At 38.7% G+C, this 19,881-nt stretch carries 12 protein-coding genes and 1 pseudogene; 2 read left to right on the plus strand and 11 right to left on the minus strand.

The features are described 5' to 3' along the window. The 10 genes and pseudogenes from B6A32_RS15090 to B6A32_RS15135 all read right to left on the minus strand — a co-directional run. Window positions 1-415, minus strand: a pseudogene (locus B6A32_RS15090) (transposase); the annotation flags it as partial. 57 nt (window positions 416-472) lie between these two features. Continuing rightward, a complete protein-coding gene (locus B6A32_RS15095) occupies window positions 473-793 on the minus strand; it encodes a hypothetical protein (RefSeq protein WP_085305569.1) in 321 nt (106 codons plus the stop codon). 111 nt (window positions 794-904) lie between these two features. Next, window positions 905-1,111: a hypothetical protein gene (locus B6A32_RS15100; protein ID WP_143327918.1), complete on the minus strand. Its 207-nt coding sequence runs from the start codon at window positions 1,109-1,111 to the stop codon at window positions 905-907. 177 nt (window positions 1,112-1,288) lie between these two features. Continuing rightward, on the minus strand, window positions 1,289-1,696 hold the full coding sequence (locus B6A32_RS15105) for a hypothetical protein (protein WP_085305573.1): 408 nt from the start codon (window positions 1,694-1,696) through the stop codon (window positions 1,289-1,291). 305 nt (window positions 1,697-2,001) lie between these two features. Then, window positions 2,002-2,289, minus strand: coding sequence for a hypothetical protein (locus B6A32_RS15110; RefSeq protein WP_085305575.1), 288 nt, complete (start codon window positions 2,287-2,289; stop codon window positions 2,002-2,004). 621 nt (window positions 2,290-2,910) lie between these two features. Next, window positions 2,911-3,831, minus strand: coding sequence for an aldo/keto reductase (locus B6A32_RS15115; RefSeq protein ID WP_085305577.1), 921 nt, complete (start codon window positions 3,829-3,831; stop codon window positions 2,911-2,913). Between the two features lie 104 nt (window positions 3,832-3,935). Beyond that, the gene (locus B6A32_RS15120; protein ID WP_085305579.1) at window positions 3,936-5,426 is read right to left on the minus strand and encodes a tryptophan halogenase family protein; all 1,491 of its coding nucleotides are present in this window, start codon (window positions 5,424-5,426) and stop codon (window positions 3,936-3,938) included. A 128-nt stretch (window positions 5,427-5,554) separates the two neighbouring features. Beyond that, window positions 5,555-8,380: a TonB-dependent receptor gene (locus B6A32_RS15125; protein WP_085305581.1), complete on the minus strand. Its 2,826-nt coding sequence runs from the start codon at window positions 8,378-8,380 to the stop codon at window positions 5,555-5,557. 610 nt (window positions 8,381-8,990) lie between these two features. Next, window positions 8,991-13,271: an alpha-1,6-glucosidase domain-containing protein gene (locus B6A32_RS15130; RefSeq protein WP_085305755.1), complete on the minus strand. Its 4,281-nt coding sequence runs from the start codon at window positions 13,269-13,271 to the stop codon at window positions 8,991-8,993. Window positions 13,272-13,296: 25 nt separating this feature from the next. Further along, on the minus strand, window positions 13,297-16,275 hold the full coding sequence (locus B6A32_RS15135) for a TonB-dependent receptor (RefSeq protein ID WP_085305584.1): 2,979 nt from the start codon (window positions 16,273-16,275) through the stop codon (window positions 13,297-13,299). A gap of 474 nt (window positions 16,276-16,749) precedes the next feature. Between B6A32_RS15135 and lgt the strand changes: the two genes are divergently transcribed. Both lgt and B6A32_RS15145 read left to right on the plus strand, forming a co-directional pair. Beyond that, the gene (gene lgt, locus B6A32_RS15140; protein ID WP_085305586.1) at window positions 16,750-17,538 is read left to right on the plus strand and encodes a prolipoprotein diacylglyceryl transferase; all 789 of its coding nucleotides are present in this window, start codon (window positions 16,750-16,752) and stop codon (window positions 17,536-17,538) included. A 32-nt stretch (window positions 17,539-17,570) separates the two neighbouring features. Continuing rightward, window positions 17,571-18,350 (plus strand): ribonuclease H family protein, encoded by a 780-nt coding sequence (locus B6A32_RS15145; RefSeq protein WP_085305588.1) that lies wholly within the window; start codon window positions 17,571-17,573, stop codon window positions 18,348-18,350. Window positions 18,351-18,498: 148 nt separating this feature from the next. On the opposite strand, the gene nhaA is transcribed toward B6A32_RS15145, so the two are convergent. After that, window positions 18,499-19,845, minus strand: a complete 1,347-nt coding sequence (gene nhaA, locus B6A32_RS15150; protein ID WP_085305590.1) for a Na+/H+ antiporter NhaA — start codon at window positions 19,843-19,845, stop codon at window positions 18,499-18,501. Window positions 19,846-19,881 lie beyond the last annotated feature (36 nt).

Raw genomic sequence — 19,881 nt, forward strand, 5'->3', positions numbered from 1 at the left:
ACCAGCTGATTTTCATCAGGCGTTTGCGATACACTTCAGCGGTGGCTTCAACGATAGTCATTAAGTGTTTTGGCAGTACATCACCCCGACAGTATTGTTGTGTGAGTAATGTGCCTTTGTATAAGCGATGCCAACGCTCAAGCACCTCTTTCATACTCCATTGCTGGGCTTTTTCTTCATCAATAAATAACACCACATGATAATGATTACTCATTACCGCATAAGCACAAACATCAATGGCAAACACTTGGCTGAGAAAGTGTAACTTCTCTTCTATCCATTCTCGGCGGTGCTCAAAGCTTTGTCCTGATAAGGTATCTTCACCGCATAAAAAAGCGCGTCGAACACAACGCGCCACACAATGATAATACGGGGTGTTAACTAAACTAATTTGCTGCTTCCTTGGCGTAGCCATAACTCACCTGAGATAATGTTGTGGGGTTTTCTTAGTTTAGTTCAGTGTTCTGTAATTTCAATTTAAGGTGGGTGTCCTGTTAATTTCTTTGTAACCAATATAAATATGTGGTTCATCCGAACCAAGAGTTCGAAGAGTCTCAATTTTTCCACTTAATGCCTCAGTTAGCCATAAAATACGGTCATTCATATCTATGTCTTTTGATACTTTAAGAGTACCTGAGCCATATGGTACAGCTATGCCTTTATACTTTCCTCTAATCCCAATATCACCATATTCAATTTTATCGGAAAAGATAAGACCTGTGACATTCTCCGCTTTTGTTGGGGAAAACTTATCACCAGAAAAATTTATACTTACAGATATATCATCAATCATAAATAGAGTACTAACGCCCCATTAAGAGGCAAAAAACAGCTTGCTATAATGCCTGAGGAACGAAGGACAGCAAGCTGTTTTTTGTCCTTTTGAATGGCTTGTTATGTGTATTTACACAACACCTAATTTACCTAAAACATACAGTAAGCTAAACCCTACCAAACAACCTAGCAAACCAAAGATAATCATTTTTCTTACATAAAGCTTACTAGGTTCATACCAATTTTTAAGAAATAGCTCTGGTATATTCATAATTGTAATTCTGCTGGAATAGCCTGAATCTTTGAGCGTTTGCATATTTACAGAAAAAGGTGCCATTAAAACACCAACAAAAAGGCTAATAAAAGATATCAACAATATTATAAATAAAAAGATTAGCATTTAACTCATAATTCCAGATACACATAACGCCTCACTAAGAGGCAAATAATAGTTGGTTAAAATAGGCGACGCAGGAGCAAAAACCAACTGTTATTTGTCCTTTTGAGTGACTTGTTATATGCAATTTTTATAAGTAACCAGTTGATACTTAATAAACTTACCATTTTTATATACGTGACTAAAACAATAATTTTCGTTAACTGCAGTATTAGTATTCACTTTAACTTCTTTGTATTCCCCAGACGGCATTTTAAACATCGCAAGATCATGAAAATGATACTTACCTGATTTACGAATAGAAATAGGTTTGGCTGTAAAGGTTTGCTTAAACTCAAAGTTATCAACGGAGTTATAGAAATTTGAGTTGATAAAAAACCATAAAACTACAGAAAGTACGACTACTAGAGCAAAAAAATACAATGCTAATTTCAGCTTAATATGAGGTTTGATTCGAACTCGGTAGTTTTGATTTGGCATTGCATATAACAGCTTATTATGAGGAAAAATTCCTTGTTTAAACAAGGAATAAATCCTTCTTTCATATTTTATGATAATCAAAACATACCTGATTTATTCACTATCTACAATAAGTTACTAATAAAACACCTCGTTATGCTAAAGACATAAACGAGAATATTTCCTTTTTATTGGATGAAAGCAGGAAATCGCACCAAACTGTATAAATACACAGTTAAATTTATGACGTAACAAAATAAATAAAGGTATTTAAAGGTAACACTCACCTTAAATACCTCTATTAAAATATGCGGTGGAAAACAAGTTTTAATGCTTGCGGTCCACCTCAGGGCGTGTTGTTAGCTAGCAACTTAACCAACAACCTGATAAGTAATACTATTATTAAACTCAATAATAAAAGCTATAACAATTAATAAAATTCCACCTCCCATAAATATGCGATTAACAAACTTATATTTATGCTCGTTGTTACGTTTATCGTAATGATCAAGCACAACAACAAATAAGCTTAATGAGCCTAGAACCATAGACGTAATTATTAAATTTAATGTTACGCCTGTAAATGTCGTTCCATCGGATGAGCCTTTACTAGGAAGGTACAATTCACCGTGTTGATAACCGTAAAAGGCATAACACAATAATCCAAGTCCCCATATTATATTAAAGACTCGCTCTGATTTTGGAATAGAATTTGGAATATGTACGAACCTTAAAATTGCTAGCTAACAGCTTATTATGAAGAAAAATTCCTTGTTTAAACAAGCAATAAATCCTTCTTTCATATTTTATGATAATCAAAACATACCTGATTTATTCACTATCTACAATAAGTTACTAATAAAACACCTCGTTATGCTAAAGACATAAACGAGAATATTTCCTTTTTATTGGATGAAAGCAGGAAATCGCACCAAACTGTATAAATACACAGTTAAATTTATGACGTAACAAAATAAATAAAGGTATTTAAAGGTAACACTCACCTTAAATACCTCATTAAGAAGCAATAAAATAGCGGGTTACAATAAGATTAAATGACTTATATGCTTATTTAACCCTTCTATAAAGTATTTATAAACAATTGCGTAGCCAGTTATGACATGAACAGGAACCTGCATTCTCAATATAATATTTAGCTATGCCCTGTTATTTAAAAGTGTCAGATAAAGGTAGAGCCACTTCATATTATATTGTTAACACCAAGCAACTTTATCAGGTGGCTTTATAAAATGACTCTATAAAACGGCTTTATCTATCGACTATGGCACAGGCTGGCCATTTCTCGCTTCTAATAATCTGTACCAGTCTTCACGGGTATATTCTATTGTCAGTGATTGTTTAGCAGCAACTATACGCTCTGGGGTTGTTGAACCAATAATCGGACAAATGTTGCTTGGGTGCTTTAATAACCAAGCGAGAATAACCTGCCAAGGTGCGCAGCTATATTTTTCGCTTTGTTGGGCTAATTCGCTAGCAATACGTTGCTCGTCTGCCACTGAAAAGGTATTACCCCAGGCCGAATAAGCGACACCGCCTAAAGGACACCAAGCAATAGGCGTAATGTTGTGTTGTTGACATTGATCAAGCGTGCCATCGAGTAACGTATCAATGTTGTGAATATTAATTTCTACTTGATTGACCAATAAAGGCATCGACATTGCCGACTTTAATAACTCAACTTGAGAAGGTTTAAAGTTACTAACACCAAAGTTCTTTACTTTACCACTGGCTTTTAACAATGCGAAAGTTTCTGCAACTTCATTTGCGTCAAATAAATAATCGGGGCGATGTAGTAAAAACAAGTCTAGATAATCGGTATTTAAACGCTTTAAAGAGTCTTCAACACTGTCGAGTAAGTACTTTTGTCTAAAGTCATAACGTGTAGGTGCGTAGGCATTGGGCTCATTTAACTTTGGTCGAATACCGGCTTTTGATGTCAGTATAACGTTATCACGCAAGCTGGGTTGCTCGGCTAATAGCTCTCCGAATAAGCTTTCACTATTACCCGAGCCATAAATATCAGCATGGTCAAAGTGTGTATAGCCTGCATCTAACGCTGCCATTATGGCTTTTTTGCCTTTGTTTCTATCTGCAATTGTATTGTCGCCTGCTATGCGCATACAACCGTAGATCAGGCGTGATGATTCAATATTCGAACTGCCAATTGTTGTTTTTTCCATCTTGATACTCTTTACTAAAATTTGAATTTATACATTACATATTAAAGCAACTAACACTTACCTAATTACCATTAAAGATCAGTTAAACTTTATAGTTAAAACAGTTACAACCGACAATAATTGATGAGATAGTCGTCATGGCTAGGTAGCTTTGAAAGCGGCTCTTGCTTAATCGCTTTAATTTTCTTTAACATTAAGGTGAGCTGTTCAAGCGACATATCATTCGCTAATGGGTGATAATCTTCTTGCTCAATCCCCTGCCCTAACATGACTTGTAACCATGAACCTTCATTAAACAAGTCGTTTTGCTCGCGAAATATTTTCCCGGTTTCTTGAAAAAGTTTAATCTTTGCTGTTAACGATTCAGGCACATCCATAGCACGTAAATCACGCCATAGCTGACTGTCATCTCTTTGGTTAACGTGATAATGCAAGATAATAAAGTCGCGAATTTGTTCATATTCTACTTTCGATTGGCGATTGTATTCATTAACTTGCGCTTCACTAATGCCGTTTTGCGGGAACATATGAATAAGGCGAACAATGGCTGATTGAATTAAATGAATACTCGTTGACTCAAGCGGCTCTAAAAATCCACTCGATAGCCCAACCGCAAGCACGTTTTTATGCCACTGTTTACGTCGACGACCTGTGGTAAATTTTATAACCCGAGGTTCAGCTAAAGGCTCTGATTCAATATTAGCTAATAACAGTGCTTTGGCTTGCTCATCGCTATAGTGTTTGCTGCTATAAACTAACCCATTTCCATTGCGATGCTGCAAAGGTATACGCCACTGCCAGCCGCCAGCATGAGCAATAGAGCGCGTATAAGGAACGGTTTTTTCAAATCTTTTAGAGGCTACAGCTACGGCTCGGTCACAAGGTAACCAATGGCCCCAGTTTTCATATCCGGTATTTAGCGTTTGTTGAATTAACAAGCCACGAAAGCCTGAGCAGTCAATAAATAAATCGCCCTTTATTACATCACCGCTTTTTAATTGTAATGATGTTACGTTGCCCGTTTTGTTGCACTGTGCAACATTTTCGACCATGCCTTCGGTGCGTTTAACGCCTATTTTTTCGCTAAATTTTCTTAAAAACTGTGCGTATAAGCCAGCGTCAAAATGAAAGGCGTAAGGAATATCAATAATTGGGTCTTTTGATTTTATTTGCGCAAACTTACCTTGGGTTGCACATAAGTAATTAAGGTCGTAATCCCATAAATTATCTTTTAAGCCAGCATTTTGTGCTCGTTTTAAATAATGATGAAAATGGCAAAAGGGTAGGCTTTTTCCGGCGGCACCAAAGGTATGAAAATAACTTTCTTCGGTGTTTTTCCAGTTTTCAAATTTAATACCAAGCTTTATAGTCGCCTTAGTTTCACGTAAAAACTCTGCTTCATTAATCCCAAGTACACTGTTGAATAAACGAATTGGAGGAATAGTCGCTTCTCCTACGCCAACGCTGGCTATGTCTTCTGACTCAACCAATTCAACGTCAATTGTCTTGCCCATGAGCTTTTTAATTAACGAGGCTGACATCCAACCCGCAGTACCACCACCTAGAACAACCACTTTTTTAATTTTATTTGTCATGTGTAATTCTCTACTTATTACCACTGCATTGATTCAGTATAAAACTATATTGGAGTACAAATAATAAAACCTGCTAGAAGCCTAGCAGGTTTTAATTTTACATACGTTTAACTAATTACACTGGCTAATTAAAACTTGTAATTAAGACCTAACGAGTAGTTTGCACCAAACGATTGATAAGACGTAATTTGGCGTGAATCACTTGCTTCAGCTTGTATCGTATCTTCATCAGTTAAGTTTTGTGCTTGCAAGGTTATACGTAATCCTTCAAGTGAGTCTATACCTGAATCTTTAAAGTCATAACTGATTTGCGCATCCCAAATTTCTGAGCCTAAATCTTCAGTAGCAACTAAGGCTAAACTTTGGCCGCGTGTTTCAGTAACAAACTCATCGCGCTTAGTACCGGCAATACGAATTTCAAAACCTTTGTATTCATAGTACGCCGTTAACGAGTAGCTTTCTTCAGATAAACCCGGAATTCTGCCGCCGTCATCTAACTCACCGTCGAGGAATGTGCCGCTAATTGCCATACCAAAACCGTCTAAGCTTTCATGAAATAAACGAAATGGTACGCTAGCTTGTAATTCATAGCCTCTTACAAACCCTGTTAAACCGTCTTCAGTTGAGTCAACGAAGCCGACAAAACTTGCAGGAGTTTGCCCTTCTGAGCCTTGATGATAACCCGGGATATAAAACTCTGAGAAATCTGTTACCGTTTTTCCACTTCTATGCCAGTTTTTTAAATCTTTAAAGAAGAAAGTTGCTGCAAAATAACCATCGTCGGTGAAGTAATTTTCGTATGATAAGTCAAACTGATTTGCTTCTAATGGCTTAAGAGATGCATTACCAGAAGCGCCAGACCATGGACTATTCTCAATGTCTGAACTCGTAATTTGCGAATCGTTAAAGCCGAATGTAACACGATTATTCGGTTTCATATCATCCATACGTGGACGACTTAATACTTTACCCATAGCCGTACGAATAAACTGATTTTCTGCAATTTCAAAGCTTAAGTTCAAAGTAGGTAAAATGTCGGTATAAGAGTCTCCACCGGTTACAACCCTTGCATCGACACGACCATTGGCATTATCAAGCACTGAAAATCCCGATGATTTTTGATCTACATCAACAACTTGCAAGCCAATGTTACCTGTCATGAATATATCGCCAAATTCAGCTTCTAAATTTAGTTTTACATAAGCAGATAATTGCTCTTCTTCTACGGTATAAGTATCGCCAAGTCTGTCGGTTTGAACCAATGATGCTGCTGTTGCAGTGTAGTAGCCGTTTTTATATAAACTTAAACTATCGTATGCAAGTACGCCATTGATACCAATAAAGTCTAAATTAGTAACACCTAAAACGTTAGGAATTGGCCCGTCTCCTGGGTACTCAGGAGCAGTTAAATAGTCGCCTTCATTAACTTTTTCTTTTTTACGGTCAGAGTAACGAACACCGGCTTCAACACCTGAAATAATACCGTACTCTAATAAACCATTAACTTGTAGGCGAACACTGTCTAAGTCTTCTTCAAATTCAGGGCGATTAATAAAGCCATCTTGAGCGTCACTACCAATGATAGGCGCACCCCAAGCTTGAGGCCCAGCTAAACGCATTAAACTTTCATCGGTGTAATCAACACCCGGTAACGTTGGGTGATCGTTGTACATAACACCTGTTGATGTCATTTGCCAAGCACGAGCGGCGCTTGGGCGACCGTCAATACCAGCACGACCAACACCCGAGTAACTTTCAACATCGATAATAGATTTTTCAACTGAGCCTGTTGAAATATCTAACTCTGCTGACCAGTTTTCGTTTATGTCATATTCAATATTTAAACCAAAAGTGGTTAATTCTGAATCTTGGGTACGTGCGTCGTTACGCACTACTGAATGAAAGCCATCCCAATTACCAGACGTTATTAAACCATTTTCAACCGGATTTGCGGTGAAGTTAGCGCCGCCCCATATTGGACCGCCTTCTTCAAGACCTCGGCGAACATCATTTTCGCTGAAATCGATGTATAGCGCGTCAAACTGAATTTTTAAATCGTCACTCGGTGCATATTCGATAATAGCGGCAATAGAGTCTCGCTCTAACAACGCTGAACGAGAAAACGAGTCGTGGCCACCTAAAACTTTTGTTGATGGTTCAATATCATTTCCAGCCGAATCTTTACGCTTAATGCAATTTTCGCCGTTTTCATCACATGACTCGAAACCTACTTCTGGGTAGCCCCAGCCGCGGAAGTTTTCTTCTTGGCGTGGCGTTTCAATTGAAGATACAACAAGGGCAACACCTAAGGTATCGTCCATAAATTTATCGACGAAGTTAAATGAAAAGCGGTGACCGTCATTGTCATAATCAGGGTTAGCAGAGTCGCGTTTGTTTTGTTCGAAATTGGCATTAAAAACCATCACAGGATCAGACGTTAATGGGCTTACCGTTTGTAAATCAACCGTTCCACCAATACCTTGAGAAACTAAACCCGCTTCAGGCGTTTTATAAACCACAACGTTTGAAACAATTTCAGTTGGATATAAATCGTATTCTACGCCGCGGTTATCACCCATGCCGAGTAATTCACGACCATTTAGTGAGGTGCCTACATAGTTTTCATTAAAACCACGAACAGATAAACCACTGGTTCGCCCATTTCGTCTTTCACCGGTTACACCAGGAAGTCGTGCTAATGATTCTGCAATACTTGTATCGGGTAATTTACCAATGTCTTCGGCAGATAGTACTTCAACGATAGAGTTTGAACTCATTTTAATGGCTTGGGCTCGCTGTAAGCTTCCACGAATGCCAGTAACTGTGATGATTTCTACTTCTTTTTCTTTCGCTGTTTTAGCGGCAACTTCTTCAGCAAGAGCTGGCATACTTAACGCCATAAATCCGCTTGATAGTAAAGCCAAAGTTACTCGGCTAGGTTTGAAATTTAACATTGGTGAACTCCCCTATACATCCATGCTTTAATTATTATTCAGCGATCCGTCGCTGATTTCGTTAATTTGGTTTTACTCTGCATATTTTTGCAGATGATTCTAATATAAAGCGGACGCTTGATGATGAATACACTTTACATACGTATTCATCATGTGCTTGTAACGGCTATCGCAAAAAAATATAAAGTTCACGCGAAGTAAAAACCTAATGAATGAGTTATTGCATTTGGTAATTCATATCAACAGTTGTACTTTGGTAATAATTTTCGCTAAAGAAATATTTAAAATATCCTTTATATACAGTAACTAAAGTTAAATATATCATAAGTTCATATTTTTACTTTTATTCTATTTAATAAGTTAAGTTGTAGATTAAAAGTAAAATGAGTATGTATTCAAAGCTTGAGCTAATAATGTTGAATACGTATGCAAAATACAAATTGCTCGTTGATATAGCGCTTAAGTTAACGCTAAGCATTGAAAAACCAAAAACGCCCTAGCAAGCTAGAGCGTTTTTAATCTTTTAATCTTTTAATCTTTTAATCTGAGGTACTTTTAATATTTCATTTTTAAAACATTTAAATACAAGATTTAAGCCGTTCTGATCACACTACAACTTTTTCGATACCGTTACGGTTGGTGCACCTGGGTTTGGCCCTGTTACGGTGAATACATAAGTAGCATCTTCGTCAGCAACAAACGATAAGTTATCATTTGAATCGCGCAGTAGTGTTAATCGTTGATCAAGATTAACAACCCCACCGCTGTCGCCTGCACCTATATTAAAGGTTGACCAATCCGCTGAAGCCACTTTAAAGCCATAACTGGCTGCAGTTAATGCAATTTCTACTGAATAACTGGCATTACCTTGATAAGTTAATATATCAACTTCGCCCCAACCATTCATATCGCCACGAATATAAACGGTGCTATCTTCAAACATTTGTGATTTATGCACCGACAAGGTTGCTGCATCTAAATCAGAAGCATCAAAAGTAAAAGTGTATTCTTGCGAAGTAGGAATTGTGATCGTTAAATTATCGTTACTGCCTGATAATAATGCTTGCTGCTCTGCGATTAACACTTCGGTGTCATTTGCTGGTGCGCCCATGTTAACGGTTGACCAATCTGCAGAGGCAACTTTGAAACTGTACGTATCAGCGTCAACACTAAATGTTGCAGAGTATTTACCACCACCAATATAAGTTAGCGGATTCGCTTCATTCCAACCATTCATGTCGCCACGAATAAACACGGTTGTTCCAACAAATGGCTCTTCGTTGCTCACCGTTAATACTGGCGCCTCGATATTAGAAGCGTCTAATGTAAAAATATACGTTGAGTCTGCACTAATAGTTAAGGCTAAATTATCGCCACCTGAAGCTAAGGTGAAACCAACACCTTCTTCAACTAGGTTTCCTGTACTAGATGCACCGTAGTTAACCGTTGACCAATCGCCTGAAGCCACTTTGAACTCATAATCGTTAGCGGTTAATTTAATTGATGCTTGATAAACGCCCTCGCCTAAATAGATAAATGAGTCAACTTCACCCCAGCCATTCATACCACCACGAACATAAACGCTTGTATCACCAAAAGGCACAACATCTGGCGCACCTGCTGTAGCAATTGCCGATAAACCTGCGCCTTGTTGCTCACCTTGTAGTTTAACAAATACAGCGGTTGTTAATGCTGGCACAGTGAAAGTACCTTCAGCTTCGCCTTGACTAAAGCTGGCACCGGTAACAATATTATCAACCGATGTTAACTGGGTGCTGTGTAAGCTAAAACCTTGAGCAGTAGGCACTGTATGCGACAATGTGGTGTTTGAGCCATTAACCACTACTACAATCGCGTCATGAGCAGAGTCTAAATCATCAAGACCTGTACCATCGTCAATACTCATCACGATTAAGCCTTGAGTTTGATTTTTACCGATATTATGAAAACCAACACGGTTAACAATATCTGCACTGGTGGTTAATTTAAATAACGGGCTTGAAGTACGTATATTCAAAAACTCGTTAAATACACTCGAGGCGAATGAGATTTCATTCATGCCAACATTGCTTTGAGCATTAAGGCCTATTCGCAATAGTTCTTCATCACTGCGCCCGCCTTTATCAAGTGGTAAGCCTTTATTCCAATTGTTAGTGTTGTAAGTAAAATCAACAAAATTGTACCAATCGCCAGCATCATAAGTATTACGATCGAGTGATTTAGAACGTAGGAAGTCGCCGCCCATTTGTAAAAATGGAATACCTTGTGACAGCAAAACAATGGCTTGAGAAACGTTTTGTGCTCTCACTCTGTTTTGCATATCCATAGCAGGCGCTAGGGTAAACTGTAGTTGGTCCCATAAACTTTCGTTATCATGCTTTGAAATATAGTTAACCACATCAGCAGGGTCTTTAGCGTACATGTTTGGTGAAAATGCACTACCTAAAACACTGGCACCACTGGCGCTTTTTAAAACATAGTCGGCAAGTGAGCCCGCAAGACCTAGCTTGATAATATCTTGCTGCTTAAATACATCGCTATCATCACTATTGTTACTGAAGAACTTTCCGCCTCTAATACCATCACGCAGTCGGTCATTAAAGGTGCCTATTTCGGTACCTGCCATGTTAAATTGATTGGCCTGTTCAAAACCGCGATCATCACGTGTCCAGCCTTCACCATAAAAATGTGTATCGGCATCAATCGCTTGAATAGCGGCACGAGCAGCGAGCATTTGTGATTTGCTACCGTGGCTCATAATATCGAACCTGAAGCCGTCAAAATTATAATGTTGTGTCCAAACTTTCAGTGAATCAACCATCAACTTATCCATCATTTGATGTTCAAGTGCAGTGTCGTTACAACACGTTGATTGAATAACTGCGCCTGATTCAATATCGCGACTGTAGTAATAGCCCGGTACAACTTGGTCCAATACAGAATTACTTGATATACCTGCAGCGCTGGTATGGTTATAAACTACGTCTAAAACCACACGTAAACCTAAGTTTTGCAGTGCTTGGATCATAGATCGCATTTCTACAATACGGGCAACGCCATCAGGGTTTGAAGCATAAATGCCATCAGGTACGTTAAAATGTTTAGGATCGTAGCCCCAATTAAAGCTGTCTACATCACGCAACACATCAATAAGTTCAGCCGCTTCATTAGTATAAGTGTTATAACCTTCAAGCACAGATTGTAGTGTTTTATCTGCGCTTTCTACACCACAAACTGGCGCGTTAGCTTTAATGGCACAAAGTTCGGCAACGGTATTGGTTAGATCAATAATCTGAGTTGGGTCTTCATTGATAGAAGCAATATCGTTAGCAGGCAAAATATGAAAATGCGTTAAGCCATTATCAACCAATTTTTGTAAATGCTGCACCGGCAAAGCGTTTGTTTCGGTAAAAGCTAAATACTTACCTCGATTAGCAACATCGGTGCTTTCATCTAACGCACTGAAGTCACGAATATGTGCTTCGTATATCACAGCATCTTCAAAGGTCATAGCATTAGCATTTTGCTCAGCCCCCCAACCTTCTGGCATAAGCTCAGTATCGGCTAGGTCTACAAATTGTGAGAAGTCACCATTGGTAGACAAACCTACAGAGTATGGGTCGGTTGTGGTTAAGGTTTCAATTGCTTGGTTTTGATAATGATAAACCGATAATTCAAACTGATAGAACATACGATCAAGGTCTGCTGCCCCTTGATAAGACCAAATACCTGTATGGGTATCTTCGGTCATTAGCGCACTATTTAGCTTAGTTTTTTCGGCATCATAGATATTAATCGTGACACTTTGTGCTGTTGGCGCCCAAACTGAAACGCTAACACCATCGCTATTATAACTCAGCCCTAAATGTGCTTCATTGGCATCAGCATCACCTTGTGTATATAAGCTGTCTAATGCTTTAGCTGTTTGTACATAAGTAGCCGCAATCGCTTTATCTTCAGTGTTGTAGCCAACAAGCACTAATTGATTTTTCAATAATGCTTTGGCTGTTTGGTTATCAACGTCAGCTGAAAAAGCTGGCCACTGTGCAACTTGAGGAGCTTTTGCTTTTTGTTCATCTGACAATGTTGTAGCTGTTAATGACACAACAGTACCACTAACTACATCTTCATCATTAGCAGTGATATCGGCATTAACTGAGTGGTGAAGCTTAACGCTAGTCACTTCTTCAGGTGTATTCCACACGAAGGTATTGCTATCAATCCAATGTGCAGCAAAACCCGTGATGTTAAGAGGCTGTTTGCCGAGTGAAACCAATGGGTATTCAAAAATAGAGGCAACACCAGAGAAAGTAAAATTCATTCGTTGATAAGTGGCGTCATCTTGTTTTAGTGGCATTCTAGAATCACCACCACCTAACTCTTTGCCAGCGTCATCAGTGCCTTTATGAATAATAAAATTACCGCATTCAGTAAAGTCATCAATCAAATTTAGCACCCAATAAGCGCCATAATTAGGATCTACGCCGGTATGAACCAAGCCATTGTCCCAACTTGCTGCTATAGAGTCGGCGGCATAGGCGTCACATTCTGGCGTATTCCAATTGTGCAGTTTATATTCGTCATAAGCACCATCTGCTCGATTGAAATAAAGTACCGCTTGGCTTTCACTTGGGAAAAACACCGGGGCGGGTGCATTGGGGTCAACTCCTACTACACAAGACTCATTTTTAGCATCAGGAACCGTAGGCACTGGGCATTGAATTGGCTCAGGTGCAATACAGGCATCACCACTGGCATTCGGTACCATTGGTACATCACAGGTTAATAAGTTTTGACCTGACTTAGTACTTTCAGCACCACCACAGGCAGATAAAACGAATGAGAATAATGTTATCGCCAACAGCTTCAACATTGAATTTTTATTAGACATGAAATTTACTCCATTAACTCGGTGCTTATAACGCATAAGTTAGCCCCAGAAAGAATTGACGACCAAAATACTGTAACGTGCCTGTTTGTGCTTCAAAGCCAAAATAACTTTTTGTAGGTTCGTCGGTTACATTATTGATTTGGAATACGGCACCAAAGTTTTCATTGATTTGGTAAGATGCTTGATAGTCGATGATCATTTCGTCATCGTAATTTACGGTTTGCGCTTCAACAGCCACTTGTTCAGAAACAAAGGCATCGCGGTAACGTAAATTAGCCCGAGTTTCAAATCCTTCATATTCCCAAAACACCGTAGTTTGAATTACGTTTTCTGATAATCCTGGCAATGAAATAGGTAAGTTTTGCGCACCTAATTGTGATATTTGCTGTATTTCACTTTTGGTATGAGAGTAACTCGCAGTAAAACCTAAGCCCGACCATAAATCAGGCAGGAATGAAAATATTTGCGTGTAAGCAACTTCTACACCCTTAATATAGCCACCTTTGTTATCGTTAAATGCGGTTTCAAAATTACCATTACGTATGGTTAACGGCACACCACTTAAGGGGTCAATAAATTCATCTGGCACCACTAAACCATTACCAGCAAAGTCATATTCACTAATGGTTTGCGTAACAATGCCTGCAGATTCAATGTCTTTATAAAAGATAGCCGCAATGAATGAACCGTCGGTATCAACAAAGTATTTCTCAAAAGATAAGTCATACTGATTAGCGTAGAAAGGCTTCAAGTGAGGGCTATTTTTAGCGTTACCACTAACCTCAGCGAACGAGCCACTTTCAGTACTGACTTTATTGATATTGACACTACTATTTGACGCTAAACGATCTATGTTAGGTCGACTCATGACTTTAGCGGCCGCAAAACGTATTTGATCGTTATCAGTTAACTTAAAGTTTAAGTTCATCTGAGGTAAATAATCAGTGTAGCTATTACTAATTACGGTGGGTAAGTAACGATTATTGACTAAACCGACTTCATCAGTAATATTTTGAGCGCCCAGTTCAATATCACCACCTACATCTTGTAAAGAGGTAGCTGATTGCTTGGTATCAACAACACGTACGCCGATGTTACCTGTAATGGGTAAGCCACCAATTTCAGTATCGATATTGGCCATAATGTAAAAGGCAAAAATATCTTCAAATACTTTGCCGCTTTCTTTCAATGTCCAGTCAGTATTGCCTTGGCCACGACCTTCACCATTAACCACACCACCAGCTGTTGGTCCCCAAGTTTGCACAGGTTGTGGAATACCGCTTGGAAACCAAGCATTAAGCACGGCATTTTGATCAAGTGCTAAATAGCTCGGAAAATAAGAAAAATCGCCCTGCCAATTAACCACGGTTGCCATATCAGGTGTAATATTTAAAGGTGGCTCTAGTAAGTTAAAACCACTGTCACTGCCATATTCAAATACTGCACGGTCATTACTGTATTCACGCTCAGAGTAGCGTGTGCCTATTTCAATCGATGAAAAATAGTTATTGTCTAATTGGTAGGTAAAATCGAGGCGAACAGCACTGACTTCATCTTTATTTACATAAGGGTATATGCCGTATTTAGAAACCATTACTCGATTTAAGTCAGTAAAAGCATCCGCTTGATTTAAACCAACGTCAGGTAAATTTAAGCCATTAAGTAAATAGTTAATTGACACGTTGTTGTCAAAATCAGGCGTCTCTGCATTAGCGTCTTCTGCTACTAAAGCCCAAATAAGACCATTTTTGAACTCACTTTCTGCAGAAGAATATGAAACATCAAAGCTCATGTTCAATTTTTCGGTAATATCCCAATCGGCATTGATACCTAAGCTTGTGACTTCGTCGTAATCAGTATTATCATCATTAACGATTTCTATGCGAGTTGAGCTGTTTGAAGTACGGTTAAATGAACCTCCAATTACGGCATTATTTTCAATAACAGGGTTACTTATTGCGGCTTGATCTCCTTCTAATTTAACCCGATAACCGCGAGCAAACTCTTCAGAGTCAAACTTTGAATAGAAGCCGTCAAATTTTAAGTTAAAATTATCAGTTGGTTGCCACTCTAAAGTAGCAACGAAACCATCACGGGTTTCTTCACCGCCTTTGTGTTGAAGTTCAAAACCTTCACTAATAAATTCACACTCGATACAACTTTCAGGGCCGCCGGTATCATCAACAACACCATCAAGCTCTTTCGACTTGCTATAAGCTAAACCCACAAACTGTGTGGTAGCACTGGGTTGAAATAAACGTGCATACCCTAGCGCAACACCCACCGTTTCATCGAAATATTTACCTTGATAAGAAACACTAAAACGATGACCGCTAGAGGCTGCATCGGGTATATCGCCAGCTAAGTCATTGTACATACCGCGAGCATTTACCGTAAACGTATGTTCTTTTTCATTGCTTAAAGGGCTCGCGGTTTTTAACTCTACAGTGCCGGCAACGCCGCCTTCAATAAGCGATACTTTTGGTGATTTATAAACCGCGGCATTAGAAATTAGCTCTGAGGGGTATTGGTCAAACTCAACACTGCGTTGACCACTGGTAGACACTTGTTCGCGGCCATTAAGGGTTGTGGAAATAAAACCACCTGACATGCCTCTAATGTTAATTTCTGCGGCTTGTCCCCCTGTTCTGACTGCTGAAATACCGGGCAAACGGGTTAATGCATCTGCCATTGACACATCAGGTAAACTTCCTAAATCGTCAGCGGTTAGTTGCTCAGACACAGTGTCTGCAAAGCGCTTTTGGTTAATCGATTCGATGAGTGAACGTCGAAAACCGGTGACCTCGATTACTTCAACATCATTACTTCTGGATACTTGATTGGTAGTTTCTGCCGTACTTTTTTCTACAACGCTTTTATCTGCAGCACTTAGTGCTTCTACAATTTCTTTATCATTAACTTGTTGAGCATGCACAGCCCCAGTTAAAGTTAACAACCCACAAGAAATCGCCAATGCAAGCTTGTTAGGTCTAGATTTAAACATAATAGGCTCCCCTCTATTTGGTCTTGAATTTTTATTTTATTTATTTATTTTTATTTGCAGCTATGACTTATTTAGTTAATTTAGCTAATTTAATATAGAGGGCTCGTTAAACTATGCACAGCCTGTGCATACGTATTCAAAATCAGCATATTTTTTAGTTTGGTTGATTAAAATACCGACGACTATGGAGTGAAATACGGCTTTTATCTCGGTACAGTAAGGTTTTGGCATTAATTACATGCTAACTCATAGGCTTTTAAATAAAGGAAACTGACTTTTAAAAAAATACTTGAATACGTATGCAATGCTTTATTTACAGATGAGGTGATGGGCAAATAAACTCATTAACGCATTGGAACAAATTAATTCACCACAGCACCAGTTAGCTTGATAGAATGTCGGCAATTAAGTGCTAATTCAAACGTCTAAGCACTATAACTTCATTACAAATAAGCCATATTAGAGGTGACGCTTTTGCAACATTTAGTTTGGGATTTAGATCCGGTATTTTTTTCTGTAGGTCCATTAACCATTCATTGGTACGGGTTGTTATTTGCTATTGCAATTTTGTCTGGCTTGCAGGTAATGAAATGGATTTTTCAAACCGAAAAACAAGACCTAGCCGCTCTTGATAACTTACTGGTTTACATCGTTGTTGGGGTAATTGTTGGTGCTCGTTTAGGCCATTGTTTTTTCTACGAGCCAGGCTATTACTTTGCTAACCCACTGAAAATATTTGCGATATGGGAAGGTGGTTTAGCCAGTCATGGTGGCGGCCTAGGCGCTATTATCGCGGCAGGGCTTTACAGTAAAAAATATCAAATGAACTTTATGTGGTTGTTAGACCGCCTTGCCATTTGTACTGCGCTATTTGGCTTTTTTGTGCGTAGTGCAAACTTTGTTAATTCAGAGATTTTAGGCACACCAAGCAATGTGCCTTGGGCCGTAATCTTCGCACGTATCGATAACGTTGCCCGCCACCCTTCTCAGCTCTACGAAGCCTTTGCTTATTTAAGTGTATTTTTTGTGTTGATGTTTATTTATAAAGTTAAAAAAGCACAAACACCCAAAGGCTCTATTTTAGGTATTTTCTTAATTTTAATTTTTACAGCACGTTTTACGATTGAAATGTTGAAAGAAAAACAAGCCGCTTATACCGCTGATATTGCGTTAACGGCAGGACAAATGCTAAGTATTCCATTTTTTATCGCCGGTATCGTGTTAGTGATTTGGTCAATAAAAAACAATAAAAAAACTAATTAAAATTAATATATTAAGGTGACGGTTTACATTTTATGAGTAAAAAATATTACGTAGTATGGAAAGGTGCAAAAACAGGTGTTTTTGAGCAATGGAATGATGTTAAAACCTATACCCAAGGACGCGCAGATGCACAGTATATGGGGTTTCCATCAAAGGCTGAAGCTGATGCAGCTTTTCAATCTACTTATACTAAAGCGTTAACTAAGCGTTCTATGAGCAAAGGGGGTACTACTAAACCTGCTGCTTCCGCTGCTTATGTTAAAGCTGATTCTCAGCCTACAACAGCAAAATTAGCCGATATTAATATCTATTGCGATGGTGCATGTTCTCCAAATCCCGGTAAGTCTGGTACCGGCATGGCGGTTTATCACAAACAAAGTTTAGTAGAACTTTGGTACGGTTTATACGAACCTATGGGCACGAACAATACTGCAGAGCTTAACGGCATGCTGGCCGCTTTAAAATATGCTCAAGGCCATATTGCACAAGGTAAAACAGTGCAGGTATTGTCTGATTCTAAGTATTCAATAGACTGTATTACTAAATGGGCAAAAGGCTGGCAAGCGAAAGGCTGGACACGTGGCAAAGGCGAAGAAATTAAAAACCTTGAAGTAATAAAGCAATGTTTTACGCTCTACCAAGCACTTAAAAGCAACTTAATTATTAGCCATGTTAAAGGTCATTCGAACAATGAAGGTAATGAACTTTCAGATAGAATGGCTGTATTAGCCAGAATGAAATGCACTAAAGGCTTTGTGCAATACCAAGAAACCTTAGACATTAGAACCATATTAGCGATGGCTTCAGGCTAATGTCTTATGTTTAATGTCTAATAAAATAGTCATTAAATAATATTAAAAAAAATCCCAACACTAGATATCGCTCTCACAATCTTGATTATTAACTTAACAAGATTGTGAGTCGAATTTCCAGAACACTAAGCTAACTAAACTAACTAAGCTAGGCATTATCTGTTTTTGTAGCGATAACTCTTAAATATATAGCACCAAGTGCAGCTGCAAGCACAGAGCCTATGAGTATCGCTGTTTTAGCAAATTGTAGTTGCTCAGGTTGGCCGTCAAAGCCTAACATTGCAATAAAGGTCGACATTGTAAAACCAATCCCCGTGATGAGCGAAGCGCCGACAACATGTTGAAAATTAACGCCATTGGGCAAACTACCCAACTTATATCGAAGCGCTATCCAGCATATTGCAGATATACCAATAAACTTACCCAGTACTAAGCCAAAAATAATGCCTAAGCCAATAGGGTTTTGTATGCTCTCACCAAAAGAGCTAATGCTAATAACAACGCCAGCATTGGTTAAAGCGAATAAAGGTAAAATAAATAGCGAAACCGGTAAGTGCAATGCTTCTTCCCAGCGGCGCAGAGGTGTACTTGCTTCCTCAGCCACATCACGTACTTGTAGCACTTTCTCGTGATCGTCTTTATTTCCTAACACATCAACCGATTGTGGCTTTTCTTCGATTGTTTGAATAATAGACTTTGCTTCTTTAAGCAACTTACCTGATGCCACTTCAGGCCTAGCCGGCACTGTTAATGCGATGGCTACACCTGCAACTGTTGGATGAACCCCTGTTTTAAGCATGAGTAACCAAGTAATAATACTTATCACAATATAAAACATGGGTTGTCTGACACCAGCATAATTAGCAACAGCTAATACAGCAATCAGTGAAAAGGCTACCGATAAATATAAAACGGATATCTGATCAGTATAAAAAATAGCAATAACCAGTATTGCGCCAACATCGTCAACAATGGCAAGCCCAACAATAAAGGCTAATAGGCTAGCAGGTATGTGTTTTCTTACGATGGTGAGCACACCTAGCGCAAAAGCAGTGTCGGTGGCCATTGGTATGCCCCAACCGATTTGAGAGTCAAGCGAGTAGTTAAATGCGGTGTAAATTAATGCTGGGCACATCATGCCGCCTAAGGCACATAAGATTAGCATTCTTCGGTTTTCAGGTTGAGCTAAATCTCCTACTAATACTTCACGTTTGATCTCAAGACCAAGTAAGAAAAAGAAGATCACCATTAAGCCATCATTAATTATATGTTTAAGTGAAGCTTTAAATTCAAAGTCGCCAAAAAGCAAACCTATAGGTGTATGCACTAAATTGACATAACTGGCTGAATAAATTGAGTTAGCCCACCACAACGCGACGATTGTCGATAAGAGAAGAAATAAGCTGGCAGTTGTTTGGGCGCGGATAAAGCTGGAAAATTGTGGCTGAATGTTTTCTAAACCACGCTCTAATAAGTTTTTATCATTGTTAGACATTGAGTCTCCTAATTGATCTAAATTATTCTGAGAAAA

The sequence above is a fragment of the Colwellia polaris genome (assembly GCF_002104515.1).
In the GTDB taxonomy this organism is placed as follows: Bacteria; Pseudomonadota; Gammaproteobacteria; order Enterobacterales; family Alteromonadaceae; genus Cognaticolwellia; species Cognaticolwellia polaris.

Excerpts from the sequence above, each read along its gene's own strand:
- B6A32_RS15095 (WP_085305569.1), bottom strand. The coding sequence starts at position 793 with ATGATTGATGATATATCTGTAAGTATAAATTTTTCTGGTGATAAGTTT.
- B6A32_RS15100 (WP_143327918.1), bottom strand. The coding sequence starts at position 1,111 with ATGGCACCTTTTTCTGTAAATATGCAAACGCTCAAAGATTCAGGCTAT.
- B6A32_RS15115 (WP_085305577.1), bottom strand. The coding sequence starts at position 3,831 with ATGGAAAAAACAACAATTGGCAGTTCGAATATTGAATCATCACGCCTG.
- B6A32_RS15120 (WP_085305579.1), bottom strand. The coding sequence starts at position 5,426 with ATGACAAATAAAATTAAAAAAGTGGTTGTTCTAGGTGGTGGTACTGCG.
- B6A32_RS15125 (WP_085305581.1), bottom strand. The coding sequence starts at position 8,380 with ATGTTAAATTTCAAACCTAGCCGAGTAACTTTGGCTTTACTATCAAGC.
- B6A32_RS15130 (WP_085305755.1), bottom strand. The coding sequence starts at position 13,271 with ATGTCTAATAAAAATTCAATGTTGAAGCTGTTGGCGATAACATTATTC.
- B6A32_RS15135 (WP_085305584.1), bottom strand. The coding sequence starts at position 16,275 with ATGTTTAAATCTAGACCTAACAAGCTTGCATTGGCGATTTCTTGTGGG.
- B6A32_RS15145 (WP_085305588.1), top strand. The coding sequence starts at position 17,571 with ATGAGTAAAAAATATTACGTAGTATGGAAAGGTGCAAAAACAGGTGTT.
- nhaA (WP_085305590.1), bottom strand. The coding sequence starts at position 19,845 with ATGTCTAACAATGATAAAAACTTATTAGAGCGTGGTTTAGAAAACATT.